The organism is Rubrivirga aquatilis (assembly GCF_046845665.1).
Taxonomy (GTDB): domain Bacteria; phylum Bacteroidota; class Rhodothermia; order Rhodothermales; family Rubricoccaceae; genus Rubrivirga.
The window spans coordinates 4092731-4111155 of the sequence record NZ_CP177355.1; the positions used below are offsets into that span (position 1 = coordinate 4092731).

Genomic DNA, 18425 nt, shown 5'->3' on the forward strand with positions numbered 1-18425 from the left:
GGGATAGCTTGCGGCGTGGCCGACCTCCCCCCCATCCTCGCCATCGAGACGTCGTGCGACGACACCGCCGCGGCCGTGTGGCGCGATGGGGCGCTGGCGTCGAGCGTGGTCGCCGGGCAGCGCATCCACGAGGCGTTCGGCGGCGTCGTGCCCGAGCACGCGAGCCGGGCGCACGAGCAGCTCATCGTGCCGACCGTCCGCGCCGCGCTCGACGAGGCCGGGATCGCGATGGGTGATGTGGGCGCCGTCGCCGTGACCGTCGGGCCCGGGCTGGCCGGCTCGCTCCTCGTTGGGCTGAGCGTGGCGAAGGGGCTGGCGCTCGGCGCGGGCGTCCCGCTCATCGGCGTCAACCACCTCGAAGGGCACGTGTACTCGGTGATGATCGCCGAGCCCCGGCCGCCCCTCCCGTTCCTGTGCCTGACGGTCTCCGGCGGCCACACGCTGCTGACGCTCGTGGAGGAGGGGTTCGTCCACCACGAGCTCGGCCGGACGCGCGACGACGCGGCGGGCGAGGCGTTCGACAAGGTGGCCAAGCTCCTTGGCCTGCCGTACCCCGGTGGCCCCCACATCGACCGGCTCGCGGGTGAGGGCGACCCGGCGTTTTTAGATCTGCCCAGCCCGCGTTTGGGGCCGAAGGGCCGTCGCGGCGAGGCGCTCTTCGACCTGTCGTTCAGCGGCATCAAAACCGCCGTCCGCTACTGGATGGCGGATCTGGGCGACGACGCGCGCGAAGCGACCGTCGAGGCGCACCGGGCGGACGTGGCGGCGTCGTTTCAGCGCGTCGTGGTCGAGGCGCTCGTGGCTGGCGTCCGGGAGGCCGTCGAGCAGACGGGCGTCCGCGCCGTCGCCGTCGTCGGCGGCGTCTCGGCCAACCGCGGTCTGCGCGCGGCGATGACGGAGGCGGGCGCGAGCGACGGCTTCGGGGTCTTCATCCCGGACCCCGCGCACTCGGTCGACAACGCGGCGATGATCGCGGTGACCGCCGCGGCGAAGTGGGCCGCGGGCCAGTCCTCCGGCCTCGACATCGGCATCGACCCGAGCCTGGCGCTCTGACCCGGCGCGGACACACGCCGGGGAACGCGCCCTAGATGTGGAGGGCCGTGACCTCGGCCCACTCCCGCTGCCTCCGGTCCCACTCGATCGCCTCCTCCGCGCTGCGGAGCCACTCCCTCACAAACAGACGCAGCGTCCAGGTGTAGGCGTAGAACGCGAGCAGGGCGAGATACAGCCCAAACGGGGGACCCAGGGCAGCCCCGGCGGCCCCCGCAACCCCGACGACTCCTACGAACCCGACGATCCACCCCGGCCTCCCGATCGCATACAGGGCCGTCAGGAGGTACGGCACGAAGGCCACGGCGGCCGTGCCGAGCAACGCCGCGAGCAGGCCCGTCGGGACCCAGTACCCCGCGGCGGCGAGCGTCCCCGTCCATCCCTCGAGGGTGAGCCAGTGGTGGAGGCGGTCGAGCCGGGCCCTCAGGGACGGGTCGGGTGGGGAGGTCATGGGGGAGCGCGCAGGGCACCGCGTGGTGGCGTTCGTATCGGCATGGGTGGAAGGGCCCTTGAGCCTAGACTCGTTCCTTGCCGACCTCAGCGCCGAGGCCGGCGGAGCGGCCCGTCCGAGCCCGGACTTCCCGAACCCTCAGCAGCCGCTGGCGCCGGACCGCCCGATCTTGCCGCCGATGCTCGCCGTCCTCCTCGCCCTGCTCTCCGCCGTCGCCGGCCTCCCTGCCAGCGGGACGGCCGAGACCGAGACGGCCGCAGCAAGCGCGGAGTCGGTGTGGCTCGCGGGGCCCGCCGACGACTGCTGCGGCGAGATCGCGTCCGAGTCCACGAGGCATCCGTGTCCTCCCGGTGAGCCGTGCCCGCCGACCGGGGGCTGCTGCGCCTGCGTCTCGTGCGGCAAGCGCGTCGCCGACACGCCGCCCGTCGACCGCCCGGTCGACGCGGAGGGCGACACCATGGTCCGGGCCCCGTCGCAGGAGCCCACGGGCGTCGACGAGGGCGACGCGGTCTGGCATCCGCCGCAGGGGTAGCCGTCGACCTGACGGCCGGGCGCGTCGCGCTCGGTACCCCTTGCCCTGCCAGACCTCCGCCGCCCGCCGCTCGTGCGTGTGGCGTCCCCCCGACCCCATGATGTCCCCCCTCCGAGCCCTCGTTGGGCTCGCCCTCCTGCTGGCGCTCGCCGGCGCCCCCGCCGCCCAGCACGCCCTCACGGTCCGCGTGACCGACGAGCACAGCGGCGCCCCGCTCACGGGCGCGACGGTCGTCTTCTCCACCGACGGCACGCCCATCGGCGCCTCCGCCGACGCCGACGGCCTGGCGACCCTGACCGGCTTGCCGGCCGGTGATCTCACCTTGACCGTCTCGTTTATCGGCTACCAGCCCGCGACCGTCCGGGCCACCCTCCCCCGCCCCGACGGCGCGCCCATCGAGGTGGCGCTCGAGGAGGACGAGGAAGCGCTCGACGACGTGGTCGTGTCCGCGACGCGGACGAGCCGCACGATTGCCGACCTGCCGACGCGCGTCGAGACGATCGCGGGCGAGGAGATCGACGAGAAGGTCTCGATGGACCCGTCGAACATCACGATGCTGCTCAACGAGTCGCCGGGGATCGTCGTCCAGCAGACCTCGGCGGTCTCGGGGAACGCGTCGATCCGGATCCAGGGGCTCGACGGCCGCTACACGCAGCTCTTGAAGGACGGCTTCCCGCTCTACGGCGGGTTCTCGGGCGGGCTGTCGATCCTGCAGGTCCCGCCGCTCGACCTCCGTCAGGTCGAGGTCATCAAGGGCCCGGCGTCGACGTTGTACGGCGCGGGCGCCATCGCCGGGCTCGTCAACCTCGTCTCGCGCGAGCCCCGCCTCGGGGCGCCCGAGCGGTCCGTGTTGCTGAATGTGACGAGCGCGGGCGGCGTCGACGTCGGCTCGTTCCTGTCCGGCCGGAACGAGCGGCTCGGCTACACCCTCCTGGCCTCGGCGAACGGGCAGGGCGCCTACGACGGCGACGGCGACGCCTTTACCAACCTCCCCCGGACGCGACGCCTGACCGTCGCGCCGCGCATCTACGCCTACCTCTCCGACGCGACGACGCTGTGGGGCGGGCTCTCGGGGACGGTCGAGGACCGCGAGGGCGGCGACGTGGCCGTCATCGAGGACGGCGCGGCCGGCTACACCGAGCACAGCGAGAGCGCGCGGCTGACCTCGCAGCTCCGGCTCGACCACGCGGTGTCCGAAGCCGTCACGCTGACCGCCAAGCAGAGCACCAGCCTGTTCGACCGCCGCCTCGCTCTGCCCGACTACCGCTTCGAGGGGGACCAACTGTCGACGTACGCCGAGGCCTCAGCGCTCGTCGACCACGACACGCACGACGTCGTCGTCGGCCTCGACCTCCGCACGGACGCCTTCGACCAGCGCGACGCGGTCGGGCCGGAGCTGGACGACGATCAGTTCACGGTCGGCGCGTTCGTCCAAGACACACGCGACATCGGCGACCGGGTGGCGGTCGAGCTCGGGCTGAGGGGCGACTGGCACGACACCTACGGCGTGTTCGTCCTGCCCCGCGCCTCGGCGCTCGTCCGGGTCGCCGAGGGCGTGGCGTTGCGCGCGACGGCCGGGCTCGGCTACCAGGCGCCGACGGTCTTTCTCGAGCCGTCGGAGGCCCGCGCCTTCCGCAGCGTCGCCCCCCTCGATGAGACGGTCCGGGCGGAGACCTCCGCCGGCGGCACCGTCGACCTCAACCTCCGCACCGTCCTGGGCGGCCGGGTGACGCTGTCGCTCAACCAGGCCGTCTTCGCGACGCGCCTCGACGACGCGCTCGTCCCGGCGATGCCGCAAGTCCAGGGCGACCCGGACGTGCTCCGCTACCAAAACGCCGACGGGCCGGTCTGGTCGCGCGGGACGGAGACGAACGCCCGGTTCGGGCTCGGCGACCTCAAGCTCTTTCTGGGCTACGTGTACCTCCAGGCGACGGAGGCCGCGATTGGCCCGGCCGACGGGATCGTGCGCCGCCGCGTCCCGCTGACACCCGCCCACAAGACGTACTCCGTGCTCGTGTGGGAGCGCCACGGCCAGGGCCGGATCGGGCTGGAGGCGTACTACACCAGCGCGCAGGACCTCCCCGACGGCGGCCGCACCGACGGCTACTGGGTGACGGGCCTCATGGGCGAGTGGCGCGTCGGCCCGGCCCGCGTCTTCCTCAACCTCGAGAACCTCCTCGACACGCAGCAGACGAACTACGGCCCGGTCGTCCTCGGCCCGCGCGGCGCGCCGACGTTCGCCGATCTCTGGGCGCCGACCGACGGGTTCATCGCCAACGGCGGCGTCAAGCTGTCGCTCTGATCCACCCCGCCTCGGTGACTCTCCCGAAGGAGTCGCCGAGGCGGGACGGGGCTAGTGGCTGCCCGCGGGGGCGAGGGCGCCCGGCTTGTCGTGGACGGCGAGCCGGTCGTGGAGCGACTGGCTGGCGTCGTTGAGCCCGACGATCTCCACCTCGACACCCCGACGGCGGAAGCGGAGGACGGCCCGGTCGATGGCGTCGACGGCCGAGCCGTCCCAGACGTGCGCCGCCGAGAGGTCGAGGACCACGCGGTCGACGTCCTCGGTAAAGTCGAACGTGTTGAGGAAGCCCTGGACCGTCACGAAAAAGAGCGAGCCTGTGACGACGTAGGTGTGGGTCCGGCCGTCGTGGGAGTGGTCCTCGTGGAGCTCCATATAGGCGTGGTTCGCGACCTCCCTAGCGAAGAACAGCGCGCTCAGGACGACGCCCGCCAAGACGCCGATCGACAGGTCGTGCGTGATGACGACGGCCGCGACGGTGACCAGCATCACGAACGACTCGGACTTCTTGCCCTTCGCCATCGCCGGGATCGAGCTCCAGTCGAACGTCCCGATCGACACCATCACCATGACGGCGACGAGCGCGCCCATCGGGATCAAGACCAGCCAGTCGGACAGGACCAGGATGAACAGGAGCAGGAACGCGCCGGCCGAGAACGTCGACAGCCGCCCGCGCCCGCCGGACGACACGTTGATGACGGACTGGCCGATCATCGCGCAGCCGGCCATCCCGCCGAAGAAGCCGGAGATCACGTTGGCGATCCCCTGCCCGCGCGCCTCGCGATTCTTGTCGGAGTCCGTGTCCGTCCGCTCGTCGACGATCTGGGCCGTCAGGAGCGACTCGATCAGGCCGACGAGCGCGAGCGCGAACGAGACCGGGAAGATGATCGACAGCGTCTCCCAGCCCAGGCCGGTCGAGGGGATCGAGAAGACCGGGAGTTCGGTCGGCAGCGCGCCCATGTCGCCGACCGTGTTGAGGCCCCAGCCGCCGGACAGCGCCAGGCTCACGCCCGTCAGCGCCACGATGGCGACGAGCGGCGACGGGATGACGGTCGTGATGCGCGGGAGCCCGTAGATGATCGCCAGCCCGGCGGCCACGAACGCGTACATCATCCAGCCCTGACCCGCGAACTGCGGGAGCTGCGCCATGAAGATGAGGATCGCGAGGGCGTTCACGAACCCGACCATCACGGCCTTCGGGACGAACTTCATGGCCCGGCCCAGCTTGAAGGCGCCGAACGCGAACTGGATGATGCCGGTCAGGATCGTCGCGGCGAAGAGGTACTCCAGCCCGTGGTCGCGGACGAGCGTGATCATCAGGAGCGCCATGGCGCCGGTCGCGGCCGAGATCATGCCCGGCCGGCCGCCCACGAACGACGTCGTGACGGCGATCACGAACGAGGCGTAGAGCCCCACCTTGGGGTCGACGCCGGCGATGATGGAGAAGGCGATGGCCTCGGGGATCAAGGCCAGGGCGACGACCACGCCCGCCAGCAGGTCGGGGCGGACGTTGCCGAACCACTCGTGGCGGAGCGTGGCGGGGTCGAGGGAGGCGGGCAGGCGGAGCGTCAAGCGGACTCGGGGATGCGTCGAAACAAAAAGGACCCGCGCACCGGGCGCAGGTCCTGTAGCGACGGCACCAACCGTGCCGCGCACCCTGAAATTACCCGCCGCTGCAGCTCGCCGGCCGGTTTGGGCCCGTCTTCTCCCGACTTCTGCGCCGGAAGCCCTTCCAGTTCACACCGCCCGCACGGACGGGCCGTGACGGGTTAGCCGGCCTCGGCGGTTTCTTCCAATCGGGTGGCCAGGTCGTGGCCGAGATACCGGTCGATGGCGGCGTGCGCGGCGTACACGAGCGGCGTGATGGCGATGGCGATCACGACCTTGTAACCGTAGTTGAAGAGGGTGATCGCGACGATCTCGCCGATCGCCAGCTGCCCCGCGAAGGCGATCGCCAGCACGACGAACGTGTCCAGAAACTGCGAGCCGAGGGTGGAGCCGGTCGCCCGGAGCCACAGGTGGCGGCCGGCGGTCAGCCGACGGAGCCAGTGGAAAAGGGAGATGTCGACGAGCTGGCCGACGAGGTAGGCGATCAGGCTGGCGACGATGACGCGCGAGGTCGTCCCGAAGACGGCGGCGAAGGCGGCGTCGGGGACGGGCGAGTTCGGGGCGGTCGGGACGGCGAGCGCGATCTGCAACAGGCCGAAGGCGAAGACCACCATCGCCAGCCCCACGAACGTCACGAACCGGATGCCCGCCGTGCCGAAGTACTCGTTCATCACGTCCGTCACGATGAACGTGACCGGGAATGCGATGACGCCGGCCGTCATGACGACGCTGGGGAACTCGACGCCCAGAATCCGGACCGCGACGGGGAGGTCGAACGCCGTAAAAAACTTGCCCGCCGTCGCCTCGGCGATGACGAGCGCCGTCAGGAAGACGGCGGCGCAGACGACGAAGACGCGCTGGGGCCGCGTGAGGACGTGCATGGGCAGAGTCTACCGCCGTTCCCGGTCGCCCCCGTCGCGGTTTAGCGCCCCAGCCCTAGACTCCGGCGCGCTTCACCTCACGTCATGAGACCCCTCCTCCTCGCGCTCCTCGTCGCCGGGGCTGCTCCGGTGACGGCACAACGGGCCTCGAGCCCGTACGTCGTCTCGGACTGCCCGAACGCTGAGGACGCGGCGGGCGTCGAGTGCGGGCGCCTCGCCGTCCCCGAGCGGTGGGGCGACCCCGCGAGTCCCGAGATCGGCCTCGCCGTAGCCCGCGTCCCCAGCCTGAGCCCGACGCCGGCTCCCGACCCCGTCGTCTTCCTGAACGGGGGGCCCGGCTTCGGGGCCGTGCGCCTGATCCGCTCGGCCCTGGCGCACCCGTTCTGGCGGGCGGTCCGGGCCGAGCGCGACCTGATCCTGGTCGACGTGCGCGGGACGGGGGCCTCCGACCCCGCGTTCTGCCCCGCCGAGAACCGGGCGATCGCGGCGGCGCTGAGCCGGGGGGGCGCCGCGGCCCCCACCGAGGCGGCCGTCGCCGACGCGCTCCGGGCGTGCCGGGCGCGGATGGCCGCGGCGGGCCACGACGTCGCGGCCTACACGAGTGCCGCCGTCGCCCGCGACCTCGACGCCCTCCGCCACGCGCTGGGCGTCGCCGAGTGGAACCTGCTCGGAGTCTCGTACGGCTCGCGCTTGGCGCTGACCGCGCTCCGCGACACGCCCGGCGGGATCCGGAGCGCGGTGCTCCTGGCCCCGGCCGTCCCGAACGCGCCCGTCGCGTACTCGCCGGCCCGCTACACGCGGACGCTCGGGCTGGTGTTCGAGCGGTGCGCGGCCGACCGCGCCTGCCGGGCGGCGTACCCCGACCTCCAAGACGACTTCTACCGAGCTCTCGCGGCGCTCGAGCGCGAGCCGGTCCGCCTCGCGATGGCCGACACCGCGCGCTTCCCGGGGGGCCAGGTCGTCCTCGACGGGACGCTCCTGGCCGCGAGCGTCTACCAGGGGCTCTACGGCCGGCCGTTCGTCGAGGTGTTCCCGCTCGCCGTCCGAGCGGTGCTGGCGCGCGACGAGCGGGCCCTCCGGACGATGGCGGAGGGCATCGGCGTCGGGCCGGACGTGTTCAACCGGCCACTGAACTACGCGATGACGTGCTTCGACGCGGCGCCCCACCTCGGGGCCGCTGAGGCCGAGCGGCCGGACTACCCCCGCCTAGCGCCCTGGTACGACCAGCCGCGCGAGCGGGCGCTCTGCGACGCGATCCACGACGCGCGCGGCGACTCCGCCGAGGCCCGCGCCGTCCGGAGCGACGTCCCGATGCTGGCCCTCGTCGGCGCCCTCGACCCCGTCACGCCGCCGGCGTATGCGCGGCTGGCGGTCGCGGGGCTGGCGAACGGGACCGTCGTCGAGGTCCCGCACCACAGCCACCACGTCGTGCTCAGCGAGGACGCGGGGTGCGCCGTCGGCCTGGTGCGCGCGTTCCTCGACGCTCCGGGGCGGCCGCTGGACACCCGGTGCCTCGCCGACGTCCCGCCGCTGGCGTTCGTGACCGACGTGACGCCCGCGAGCGGGGTCGGCCGGGTCGCCTCGGCGCTCTCGCGGCGCCCGGCGCTCCTGCTCCCGGTCGGGCTGGCCGTGCTCGTCCTGCTGTCGGCGGTCGTGGGGTGGCCGGTCGCCGCCCTCCGACGACGCGGGGCAGACGGGCCGCGCGGGCCGCGCTGGGTGGCCGGGGCCGCCGCGACGGCGGCGCTCGTGTGGGTCGGGGGGCTCGGGGCCGCCGTGGCCCAGGCGGCGGCCGTGAACCCGTACCTCCTTGCCTTCGGGCTGCCGGGCGACGCGGCCTGGCTGCTCGTGCTGCCGTGGCTGACCGCCGCGCTGGCGGCCGGGGCCGTGGGGCTCGCCATCGTCGCGTGGCGGCGGCGCTGGTGGACCGCGATGTGGCGCGCGCACTACGCCCTTGTGGCTGCAGCCTCGGGGACGGTGGTCGCTGTCGCTGCGATGGCGGGGCTGCTGTAGACCCGGCCGGCCTCTACAGGCGCCTGTAGAGGCCGGCCGGCGACGGCTCGGGGCGGCCGGACTCAGTCGCCGGCCGCGCCGGCCTCGACGTCGAGGCCGGAGGTGGGTGTGGCCAGCTTGACGTAGCGCTCGAGCCACTGGTCCTCCTCCCACAGCATGTGGAGCAGCGACTCGCGGCCGCGGTAGCCGTGGCTCTCGGCCGGGAGCAGGACCAGCCGGGCCGTCCCGCCGAGCCCCTTGAGCGCCCCGTAGAGCCGCTCCGACTGGAGCGTGAACGTGCCCGGGTTGTTGTCGGCCTGCCCGTGGATGAGCAGGATCGGCTCGTCGATCTTGTCGGCGTGCATGAACGGGCTCATGCCGACGTAGAGCATCGGGTCGTCCCAGAACGTCCGCTCCTCGCGCTGGAAGCCGAACGGCGTCAGCGTCCGGTTGTAGGCGCCCGACCGGGCGATCCCGGCGCGGAACAGGTCCGAGTGCGCGAGCAGGTTGCCGACCATGAACGCCCCGTAGCTGTGGCCCCCGACGGCCACGCGGTCCGGGTCGACGACGCCGCGCGCGACGCCGGCGGCAATGGCGGCCCGGCCGTTCATCACGAGCTGCTCGCGGAAGCTGTCGTTGGGCTCCGTGTCGCCCTCGCCGACGACCGGGAACGAGGCGTCGTCCAAGACGGCGTAGCCCCGCGTCACGAACGGGACGGCGCCCCAGTAGCTGACGTAGGTGAACTGGTAGGGGCTGTCGGAGCGCTGGCCGGCCGCGTCGGCGCTCTTGAACTCCGTCGGGTACGCCCAGACGAGCGTCGGGAGCGGGCCGTCGCGCGCGGCGTCGTAGCCGGGCGGGAGGTAGAGCGTCGCCGAGAGCGGGACGCCGTCCTCACGCTCGTACTCGATCGTCTCCTTCTGGACGGCCGCCAGCTCGGGGTACGGGTGCGCGAACCGCGTGAGCACCTCGGCCTCGCCGGTGCGCAGGTCGCGGGCGACGTAGTTCGGCGGGTCCGTCGCGGTCTCGCGTCGCGTCAACAAGATGGTACCGGGGGCGCCGAGGAAGTCGACGGGGGCCTCGTAGTACGGGGCGTCGGAGCGGAAGAGCTCGGTGCTCTCGCCCGTCGCGAGGTCGAGGCGGCGGACGAACGGGCGGTTGCCCTCGGCCGAGGCGCCCTGCCCCCGCCAGAACGAGGCGTCGCCGTCGAGCACCAGGACGTCCTGCCCGGCGGCATTCGCCTCCGTCATCGGCCGGCCGGGGTCGCCGTAGCGGTCCTCGAACGAGACCGTGAACAGCTCCCGCAGGGTCCGGGCCGACGGGTCGAGCACGTAGGCCCGGCGCGTCCGGTCCTGCCACATGTACTCCTCGACGATGGCCGTGCGGTCGTCGCCCCAGGTGACGCCGGAGTACCGGAGCGGCAGCGTCGCCAGCACGGCCGGGTCGCCCGCGAACGGGGCGTCGAGCGTCATCAGCCGGTCGCGGACCTCGGCGGGGGCGCCCGCGTCGCCGCCGTCCTGAGCCTCGGCCCAGACGAGCGTGGCCGGCGCGTCGGCCCGCCACTCGAAGGACCGGGGGCCCGTCGGGACCGACCCGAAGGCGATCGGCACGCGCTCGGCGAGGGGCGCGTCGTCGACGGTCGCCACCAAGTCCCCGCTGGCGAGGTCCCAGACGTCGGCGCGGTTCGGGAAGCGGTACCATGGGACGAGGTACGAGTACGGCCGGTGCCGCGTCTCGGTGAGCAGGTACCGCCCGTCCGGCGACGGCCGCATCGCCGTGACCACGCCCGCCGGTCCGACCCCGCGCTCGGCCCCGTCGAGCCCGACCACGACGACCTGGCTCGTCATGTAGTAGTCGAAGAGGGCCTCGTCATGGGGGCTCGCTAGCAGGTCCTGGTACGTCCGCGCCGGGGCCGCGGCGCCGGTCGACTCCTGCACGACGGGGCCGGTCGGGACGGTCGACTCGGCCGGAGCCTCGCCGCGACCGGCGAGGACGGTCCGGACGACGAGCCGGTCGCTGCCCAGCCACGCGACCGCCGCGCCCGGCGCGGCGTCGTTGACGGCGTGCTCGGTCGCCCGCCGCGCCCGCGCCGTCGCCACATCGACGACGTAGAGCTCGACGCGGTCGGCACGGTCCGCCAGCACGGCCATCGCCGCGCCGTCGGGGCTCCACGACGGGCTCCGCAGGCGGGCGCCGAGGGGGAAGCCCGTCACCGCGCGCTCGTCGTCGCCCCGGACGGGGCGGAGCGTGACGCCGGTGTACCCGCTCGCGCGGCTCGGCCCGGTCGTCCGCGGGTTGACGCGGACGCCCGCCACGCCCACCTCGGGCTCGGCCAGCTCGGCGACCGGCGGGACGCTCGCCTGCGTCAGCAGCGCCATCGTCGCGCCGTCGGGCGACAGCGACACGGCGGGCGTCCGCGGCGCGTCGACGAGGGCTGCCAGTTCGGGCGCGGGCGTCTGGTAGGCGAGCGGGTCGTCCTGCGCGAGCGCGGGGGCGACGAGGCACAGGGCGGCGAGGAACGGGACGAGGCGCATCGGAGCGGGCGGTCGGGTCCTGAAGTATAGACCGATCCGTCGGGGCTCAGTCCACGCTCGGCGCCTGGTGGGTCTGGACCGAGACCCGACAGCGCGGGTCGTCGACGCACAGGCCCCTCGCCCCCGTGGCGGCGACCGGCAGACCTCGACCTGTGCTACGAGAGGCTCGCCGAGATCGACACCAGGACATCCACTGCGGACTGTATGACATCGCGTGTGAGGACCGCGCCCACCCGTCGATCCGCAAGGCGGAGGCGGCGTTCGTGGCGGTCCTCAACGGGACCGCGGGCGCGGCCGTGATGATGAGCGGCGGGCAGTGCATGGTGGCCGGGTCGGGCGCGGGGTACGTCAACGAGTACAGAATCAACCAGGACACGTGCGTGGGCTGCAATCTGTGCTCGCGGTGCGCCCGGTGACGGATGGCATCGAGATGGTGAAGGTGCCGTCGGGTCTGCCGGAGGTGTCGTTGCGGGAGTACCTGGCGGGGCTCGCGGCGGGGACGCTGGCGCCCATCGAGCCGCCGTCGCACGAGTGAGGGCGCCCGCCTCGGGGCCCCGGGAACCCCGGCGCGCGCCGGGGCCCGGGGAGCGTACCTCGTTTCTGCGCTCCGGCTCGGGGGAGCGGCGGCGCGCTATCCTCAGCCACGCGAGCCCCGGTGGGTCCGTCCTCGCGACGCCCGTCCCTTTTGTGCACCTCGACCCCGCCGTGGCATGATCGACACCCAGCGCATTGGAGCCACCTTCGAGCGGACCGCCCGCGCCCTCGAGAAACGCCCATCGCTCGGACACGGCACGGCGACGACGGCCGTCCGCATCACCGACGGGCTGCGGTGCGAGATCGAAGAGGGGCCCTGGCGGCTGACGGCCGACATGCCGCCACAGGTCGGGGGCACCGCCGCGGGGCCGACGCCGGGCGTCTTCGGTCGCGCCGCCCTCGGGAGCTGCCTCGCCATCGGCTACGTCCTCTACGCCGCCAAGGCGGGCCTCCCGCTGACGAGCATCGAGGTCGAGGTCGAGGCCGACTTCGACGACGGGGCCCTCTTCGGCGTGTCCGACGCCCCGCCCGGCTACCTCGACGTCCGCTACGCCGTGACGGTGTTCAGCGACGCCCCCGAGGCCGACGTCCTCCGCGCCCTCGACGAGGCCGACGCGCACAGCCCCTACCGCGACGTCTTCGGGCGGGCCCAGCGCCTGACCCGCACCACCGCCGTCGTCCCCGCCGCCCCCTGACGCCATGCACCCCGATCTCCAGCGCCGCGTCCAACGCTACGGGTGGGACAAGGCCGCCCACGTCTACGAGCCGTACTGGCGCGAGCCGCTGGCGGTCGCGCAGCGGCAGCTCCTCGACTGGGCGGCCCTCCGGCCGGGCCAGCGCGTCGCCGATGTCGCCTGCGGGACCGGTCTCGTCACCCTCGACGCCGCCCGCGCCGTGGGCGACACCGGCGAGGTCGTCGCCACGGATCTGTCGGACGCCATGGTCGCCGCCACCACGGCCGCGGCCGCGCGGGAGGGGCTGGCCCACGTGACCGCCCTGCGGGCCGACGCCGAAGCGCTCCCCGGCCCCGGCGAGGCGTTCGACGTCGCCCTTTGCGCGCTCGGCCTGATGTACGTGCCCGACCCGCGCCGGGCGATGCGAGAAATGCACCGCGTGCTCCGCCCGGGGGGGCGCGCCGTGGCCGCCGTTTGGGGCCGCCGCGACCGCTGCGGCTGGGCGGAGCTCTTCTCCATCGTGGACCACCGCGTAAGCTCCGACGTGTGCCCGATGTTCTTCCAGCTCGGCGGGGAGGGCGCCCTGGAGCGCGAGTTCACCGAGGCGGGGTTCGCCGACGTGGAGGCGGTGCGGCTCTCGACCGTCCTCCGCTACACCTCCGCCGACGACGCGTGCGGCGCGGCCTTCCTCGGGGGACCCGTGGCGATGGCCTACGCCCGCTTCGACGAGCCGACCCGGGCCGAGGCCCACGAGGAGTACCTCGCGTCGATCGCGGAGTACCGCGACGGCGACGGGTACGCCATCCCAGGCGAGTTCGTCGTCGCCCGCGGCATCCGCCCGGCTGGGTAGAGGCAGTCCGCGTGACGGACCCGGCACCCACCGCCTCGGGCGCCGCGCCGGGGAACCGGCGGGGCGTTGTAGTCTCCGAGCGTCCCCGCCCCGCCGCCATGCCCCCGGTCCCTCTCCTCGCCTTCGCCCTCTTGATTGCCGGTTGCGCCGCGACCGCGCCCACGCCGCCCGCCGACGCCGAGGCCGCCCTCGCCGCTGCCGAACGCGCCTGGCTCGACGCCTACGACACGAACGACCGGGCGGCGATGGCGGATGCGCTCGCGGACGGCTTCACGATCACCTTCCCCGATGGCACCGTCCAGACGCGCGACGACGTGATCGGCGGCCTGGCCCCCGCGCCGACCGCCGCCGAGGGGCCGACGCACTACACCGAGGGCCGCCAGATCCGGGTGCTCGGCGACACGGCCATCCTGACCGGCGTCTACGTCGGGGCGGGCGGCGAGACGCGGATGCGTTACACCGACACCTGGATGTGGCTCGACGGCCGCTGGCACGTCGTCGCCTCGCACCTCTCCCACGCGCGCTGATCAGTCCACGCCGAGCGCCTTGTGGGTCTGGACCGACACCCGCCAGCGGGGGTCCTCGAAGCACAGGTCGAGCGCGAGGCGCGTGGCTTCCGCCAGCCGGGGCCCGTCCTCGGGCTGGAGCCACAGGTAGCGCCGACCGTCGGGCTGCTGGCGGACGCGCGCCGCGAGCGCGCCGAACGCCTCGGGCCGGTAGTCGGGGACGACCAGCTTGAGCTCGTCGCACACTTCCAGCGGGAGGCGGTCCTCGGCGAGCTTGGGGCTGCACACGACCCAGTCCGGGCGCGGCCCGTCGCCGAAGGCGTCCGCCAGCGTCTGCGTGCCGTTCGTCTCGACGGCCACGACGAAGCCCTCGGCGTGGAGCGCGGCGATCAGCTCGGCGTCGGCCTGCAAGAGGGGCTCGCCGCCCGTCAGCACGCAGAACCGGACGGCCCCGCCCGCGTGGGCGGCGGCGCTCGCGAGGTCGGCGGCCGAGAGCTTGACGGCGCCGGGGGGCGTGAAGTCGGTGTCGCACCAGTTAGGACAGTTCGCCTGTGAGCGCGCCGCGTCGCGCTCGCGGTCCGCCTCGAAGCCGCTCCACAGGTTGCACCCCGCCAGCCGGACGAACACGGCCGGGCGCCCGGCCTGCGCGCCCTCGCCCTGGACCGTCCGCCACAGCGCCTTGACGGCGTAGCGCCGCGCGCCCGCCGGCGACGCCGCCAGCCGGTCGGCCAGCCCGGCCTCGGTCTCGTCGTGGGGGAGGGACACGTCCATAGGTCGAAGAAACGGAGCAGAAAGGGGGACCCGCACGGCGCCGTCGGGAACGGCCTCATTCTTCGCCCCGCCCGAACCGCGAAGGGCCGGTCCCCATAGGTGCCCTCCACTCTCCACGCCCCCCCATGGCAACCGACAGCACCCCTCAGCAGACCGAGTCCTGGCCCGAGCTGGCCATCGGCCTCTACGACAAGCTCACCGGCCGCAACGCCGAGATCGAGTACGAGTTCGACGACTTCGGCATTGAGGTCCCCAGCGGCACCGGTCCGCAGGCGACGCATGCCAAGTGGAAGATGAACGGCACGCTCCGGATCCGCACGCGCGACCCCGAGCACGGCGGCGCAGCGAAGTGAGCGGCCCGCCCCCCGACTGGGCGCCTCGCCGCCAGATCCTGGTCGACGCCGACCTCGACCTGACCGTCGACGGCCACCCGGTCGCCATCCGCGGCCGGGGCGAGCGCGTCACGATCGCCGTCGACTCCCCGTCGACGGCGTGGCAGCTGTTCCAGGCGAACCGGCCCGGCCGGCACTTGGTCCGCGCCGTGACCGACACGCTCGACGCCCTCGGCGTCGACGTCGAGGTGACGGTGGGCGGGCGGAGCGTGCTCGCGGCCGGGCCCTCGGCGCAGGCCGGGCGGATCGCCACGGCGGTCGGGCTCGGCGCCTTCGAGGTCCGTCCCCCGGCCGAGGCCGTGTGGGCGGGCGTCGGGCTGGCCTTTCTGGCCGGGCTCGCCATCGGCGTCGCCAGCGGCCGCTCGTAGCGCTGGCGCCAGGGCGCCCTTTCAATGACCGATCGCCCGACCGTCGCCATCGCTGGGGCCTCCGGGTTCGTCGGCACCGCCCTGCGCCAAGCGCTCGCGGACGACTACGCGCTCGTCGGGCTGACCCGGTCGCCGGCGCGAGCGGCCCGCAGTGACGGCGCGACCGAGTGGCGCCACTGCGACCTGTTCTCGCTCGCCGACGTGACGGCCGGGCTGGCGGGCGCCGACCTCGCGGTCTACCTCGTCCACTCGATGCTCCCCTCGTCGCGGCTGACGCAGGGGACGTTCGCCGACCTCGACCTCTTGCTGGCGGACAACTTCGCGCGCGCCGCGGCGGCGGCGGGCGTCCGCCAGATCGTGTATCTGAGTGGCCTGCTCCCGCCCGGCACCGACGACCTGTCGCGGCACCTCCGAAGCCGCTACGAGGTCGAGCGGACGCTCGGCGCGCACGGCGTCCCGGTGACGACGCTGCGGACCGGGCTCGTCGTCGGGCGCGGCGGGTCGTCGCTCCGGATCCTGGTGAACCTCGTCCGCCGGCTGCCCGCGATGGTGCTCCCGGCGTGGACCGAGTCGCGGACCCAGCCGATCGCCTTGCAAGACGTGGTGCGCGCGGTGCGGCTCGTGCTCGGGTCGCCCGAAGCGTTTCAGGGCCCCTTCGACGTGGCCGGGCCCGACGTGATGTCGTACCGCGAGATGCTGACGCAGACGGCCGAGGTGCTGGGCGTCGAGCGCTCGATGTCGCGGATCGGCGTCATCACGCCCAAGCTGTCGACGCTGTGGATCAGCTTGGTCACCGGCTCGCCGCGCGCGCTCGCGGGCCCGCTCGTCGCCAGCCTGCGGCACGACATGGTGGCGTCCGACAACCGGCTCCAGCGGGCGATCGCGCCGCACGCCGTCCCGTTCCGCGACGCGCTCGCGGCGACGCTCGCCGAGGACGGCCGGGCCGGGAGCGATCCGCGCCAGTCGCACCGCCGCGCCGACGACGCGAGCATCAAGGCGAGCCGCCTGGTCCGGTCGGTGCAGCGGTTCGACCTGCCCGCCGGGCGCACCGCCGAATGGGCCGGGGCCGAGTACTTCCGCTGGCTCGACGGCTTCGCCGGGCCCTTGATCCGCGTCCGCGTCGACGAGTCCGGCCCGGAGCCCGTCGCCCGGTTCTGGGTCCGCCCCCTCCCCCGCCCCGTCCTGGAGCTGACGCACGCCCGCGACGTCCGCGCGCCGGACCTCGCGACGTTCGTCATCACCGGCGGGCTGCTGGCGGAGACCGACGGGCGGGGCCGGGCCCGCCTCGAGTTCCGCGAGGTGCTCGACGGCGAGTCGGTGCTCGCGGCCATCCACGACTTCGCGCCGCGCCTGCCGTGGGCGCTGTACCGGCTGACGCAGGCGGTCGCCCACCTGTTCGTGATGGCCCGCTTCGGCGCCCACCTCGACCGGCTGGCGGCGCGGGGCGGCGAGGCCTAGGCGCCCGAGCCGTCGTCGTCGGGGATCCAGCCGTTGGCGACGGCCTCGGCGTAGCCCTTTGCGCGGAGGACGGAGGCCGGGTTGTCGAGCGTCCCGTAACCCCACGCGTGCCGCTGCGTCCGGTCGCCGTGGTAGTCGGTGTGGCTGTGCTCGCGGACCGTCGCCAGCACGTTCTGACCCGCGACCGTCCCGAGGTCGGCCGCCAGCTTCCACGTCTCGGCCTTCGTCAGCGCCATCAGCGGCGTGTGGATCGTCACGTCGGCGTCGAGCGCCAGCGAAAGGGTCCGCGCCTGGGAGTCGACGAAGTCGAGGCGGCAGTCGGGGTAGCCGGAGTAGTCGGCCTCGCACATCCCGCCGACGAGGTCGGTGATGCCGCGCGTGAAGCCGAGGCTGGCGGCGGCGGTCAGGAAGAGCGCGTTGCGGCCGGGGACGAAGCTGGCGGGGAGGTCGGGCGCGAGCGCGTGCGCCGCGGACGTGTCGGCGGCCTCATCCGCGAGGAGGGCCGAGCCCGAGAGCAGGCCCGAGAGGTCGAGGACGGTCAGCGGGACGCCGGCCGCGGCGGCAATCGTGCGGGCCTGGGCGATCTCGACGGCGTGGCGCTGCCCGTAGCGGAAGGCGACGGCCTCGACGCGGTCGAAGGCGTCGTGGGCGAGCGCCCAGAACAGGCACGTCGTCGAGTCCTGGCCGCCGGAGAAGAGAACGAGGGCGGAAGCGGGCATGGGCGTGGGGCAAGAGGCACGGGGAAGATGCCTCTGCCCATCCCACGTCCGCGAGGGTCCGGGGTCGAATCTGCCCGTTCCCCGTCCCCCCTCCCACATTTCCCCATTCCCTCTTCTCCGGCGCGCACGGGGGCTCCGGCGGGGCCCGTTGCTATCCTGCCCCGTCCCCCCGCTTGCCCCATGGCCGACACGCCGCTCCCGGCCGACCGCCTCGACGACTTCCACCAGCGCGCGCTCGACCACACGCGGGCGTCGCTGGCGCACATGGCCAAGTTCGGCATCGAGCCCGAGGGCCGCGTCGCGCTCTTCCTGCCGCCCGACACGCGCCAGCAGGAGATCCACCGGATGCCCTACGAGCACGCCGCCCGCCAACTCGTGACGTACACGACCGAGCCCGGCGAGTTCACCGCGCTCTGCCCGTTCTCCGGCCTGCCCGACTCCGGGACGGTCCGCATCGAGTACGTCCCCGGCTCGTGGCTCCTCGAGCTCAAGAGCCTGAAGTACTACCTCATGAGCTGGCGCCACATCGGCGCGGCCCAGGAGGACATCACGGCGCTCCTCTTCGAGGACCTGATGCGCCACCTCGACGACCCGCACCGGCTCGTCGTCACCACCGACTACACCGTCCGCGGCGGCATCCACACCGTCTGCGCCATCGACAGCCGCGAGCAGCCCGACGCCCCGGGCTCCGCTGGCGGCGACGGCGCCCAGTAGCACTGCTCGGCCGGCTGCGGGCCGTCGTCTCCCGCGCCCTCTGCATCCACCGCGTATCGAGTGAGGCGAAGGGCCTTCGCCCCGGAGGCCCCGCCCGA

At 73.8% G+C, this 18425-nt stretch carries 19 protein-coding genes; 13 read left to right on the top strand and 6 right to left on the bottom strand.

Annotated features, from left to right (window positions below; all coding sequences use genetic code 11):
• Positions 1–15: 15 nt before the first annotated feature.
• A complete protein-coding gene (gene tsaD / locus ACLII4_RS18000; protein ID WP_412068784.1) occupies positions 16–1053 on the top strand; it encodes a tRNA (adenosine(37)-N6)-threonylcarbamoyltransferase complex transferase subunit TsaD in 1038 nt (345 codons plus the stop codon).
• Between the two features lie 31 nt (positions 1054–1084).
• Here tsaD and ACLII4_RS18005 read toward each other — a convergent pair whose 3' ends face one another.
• Positions 1085–1501 carry a hypothetical protein gene (locus tag ACLII4_RS18005; RefSeq protein WP_412068785.1) on the bottom strand — a complete coding sequence of 139 codons (417 nt, stop codon included), beginning with the start codon at positions 1499–1501 and terminating at the stop codon, positions 1085–1087.
• A 58-nt stretch (positions 1502–1559) separates the two neighbouring features.
• Here ACLII4_RS18005 and ACLII4_RS18010 point away from each other — a divergent pair, with 58 nt between their 5' ends.
• Both ACLII4_RS18010 and ACLII4_RS18015 read left to right on the top strand, forming a co-directional pair.
• Complete coding sequence (locus ACLII4_RS18010) at positions 1560–2033, top strand: hypothetical protein (RefSeq protein ID WP_412068786.1); 474 nt, start codon at positions 1560–1562, stop codon at positions 2031–2033.
• A 97-nt stretch (positions 2034–2130) separates the two neighbouring features.
• Positions 2131–4335 carry a TonB-dependent receptor gene (locus ACLII4_RS18015; protein ID WP_412068787.1) on the top strand — a complete coding sequence of 735 codons (2205 nt, stop codon included), beginning with the start codon at positions 2131–2133 and terminating at the stop codon, positions 4333–4335.
• A 51-nt stretch (positions 4336–4386) separates the two neighbouring features.
• On the opposite strand, the gene ACLII4_RS18020 is transcribed toward ACLII4_RS18015, so the two are convergent.
• Complete coding sequence (locus ACLII4_RS18020) at positions 4387–5904, bottom strand: SulP family inorganic anion transporter (protein ID WP_412068788.1); 1518 nt, start codon at positions 5902–5904, stop codon at positions 4387–4389.
• Between the two features lie 197 nt (positions 5905–6101).
• The gene (locus tag ACLII4_RS18025) at positions 6102–6821 is read right to left on the bottom strand and encodes a queuosine precursor transporter (RefSeq protein ID WP_412068789.1); all 720 of its coding nucleotides are present in this window, start codon (positions 6819–6821) and stop codon (positions 6102–6104) included.
• 84 nt (positions 6822–6905) lie between these two features.
• On the opposite strand from ACLII4_RS18025, the gene ACLII4_RS18030 reads away from it, so the two are divergent.
• Positions 6906–8831: an alpha/beta fold hydrolase gene (locus tag ACLII4_RS18030; protein WP_412068790.1), complete on the top strand. Its 1926-nt coding sequence runs from the start codon at positions 6906–6908 to the stop codon at positions 8829–8831.
• Positions 8832–8893: 62 nt separating this feature from the next.
• Here ACLII4_RS18030 and ACLII4_RS18035 read toward each other — a convergent pair whose 3' ends face one another.
• Positions 8894–11341: a S9 family peptidase gene (locus ACLII4_RS18035; protein WP_412068791.1), complete on the bottom strand. Its 2448-nt coding sequence runs from the start codon at positions 11339–11341 to the stop codon at positions 8894–8896.
• A gap of 152 nt (positions 11342–11493) precedes the next feature.
• Between ACLII4_RS18035 and ACLII4_RS18040 the strand changes: the two genes are divergently transcribed.
• From ACLII4_RS18040 to ACLII4_RS18060, 5 genes are all read left to right on the top strand, one after another.
• On the top strand, positions 11494–11757 hold the full coding sequence (locus ACLII4_RS18040; protein WP_412068792.1) for a hypothetical protein: 264 nt from the start codon (positions 11494–11496) through the stop codon (positions 11755–11757).
• On the top strand, positions 11745–11876 hold the full coding sequence (locus ACLII4_RS18045) for a hypothetical protein (RefSeq protein WP_412068793.1): 132 nt from the start codon (positions 11745–11747) through the stop codon (positions 11874–11876). Before ACLII4_RS18040 ends, ACLII4_RS18045 begins: the two co-directional genes overlap by 13 nt.
• Before the next feature lie 175 nt (positions 11877–12051).
• Positions 12052–12570: an OsmC family protein gene (locus tag ACLII4_RS18050; protein ID WP_412068794.1), complete on the top strand. Its 519-nt coding sequence runs from the start codon at positions 12052–12054 to the stop codon at positions 12568–12570.
• A gap of 4 nt (positions 12571–12574) precedes the next feature.
• Positions 12575–13399 carry a class I SAM-dependent methyltransferase gene (locus ACLII4_RS18055; protein WP_412068795.1) on the top strand — a complete coding sequence of 275 codons (825 nt, stop codon included), beginning with the start codon at positions 12575–12577 and terminating at the stop codon, positions 13397–13399.
• 98 nt (positions 13400–13497) lie between these two features.
• Positions 13498–13926, top strand: a complete 429-nt coding sequence (locus tag ACLII4_RS18060; RefSeq protein WP_412068796.1) for a nuclear transport factor 2 family protein — start codon at positions 13498–13500, stop codon at positions 13924–13926.
• Here ACLII4_RS18060 and ACLII4_RS18065 read toward each other — a convergent pair whose 3' ends face one another.
• Positions 13927–14676 (bottom strand): 7-carboxy-7-deazaguanine synthase QueE, encoded by a 750-nt coding sequence (locus tag ACLII4_RS18065; protein WP_412068797.1) that lies wholly within the window; start codon positions 14674–14676, stop codon positions 13927–13929.
• A 125-nt stretch (positions 14677–14801) separates the two neighbouring features.
• On the opposite strand from ACLII4_RS18065, the gene ACLII4_RS18070 reads away from it, so the two are divergent.
• From ACLII4_RS18070 to ACLII4_RS18080, 3 genes are read left to right on the top strand one after another with little or no spacing between them, the layout of a single operon-like run.
• Entirely contained in the window at positions 14802–15029 is a 228-nt protein-coding gene (locus ACLII4_RS18070) for a hypothetical protein (RefSeq protein WP_412068798.1), read from the top strand.
• Positions 15026–15436 carry a hypothetical protein gene (locus ACLII4_RS18075; protein ID WP_412068799.1) on the top strand — a complete coding sequence of 137 codons (411 nt, stop codon included), beginning with the start codon at positions 15026–15028 and terminating at the stop codon, positions 15434–15436. The genes ACLII4_RS18070 and ACLII4_RS18075 overlap by 4 nt, the downstream gene beginning before the upstream one ends.
• 24 nt (positions 15437–15460) lie before the next feature.
• The gene (locus tag ACLII4_RS18080; protein ID WP_412068800.1) at positions 15461–16894 is read left to right on the top strand and encodes an NAD(P)H-binding protein; all 1434 of its coding nucleotides are present in this window, start codon (positions 15461–15463) and stop codon (positions 16892–16894) included.
• Here the strand turns inward: ACLII4_RS18080 and queC are convergent.
• Positions 16891–17613 (bottom strand): 7-cyano-7-deazaguanine synthase QueC, encoded by a 723-nt coding sequence (gene queC, locus ACLII4_RS18085; protein ID WP_412068801.1) that lies wholly within the window; start codon positions 17611–17613, stop codon positions 16891–16893. The genes ACLII4_RS18080 and queC overlap by 4 nt on opposite strands.
• A 180-nt stretch (positions 17614–17793) precedes the next feature.
• Here queC and queF point away from each other — a divergent pair, with 180 nt between their 5' ends.
• Positions 17794–18327 (top strand): preQ(1) synthase, encoded by a 534-nt coding sequence (queF, locus tag ACLII4_RS18090; RefSeq protein WP_412068802.1) that lies wholly within the window; start codon positions 17794–17796, stop codon positions 18325–18327.
• The last annotated feature ends 98 nt before the right edge of the window (positions 18328–18425 follow it).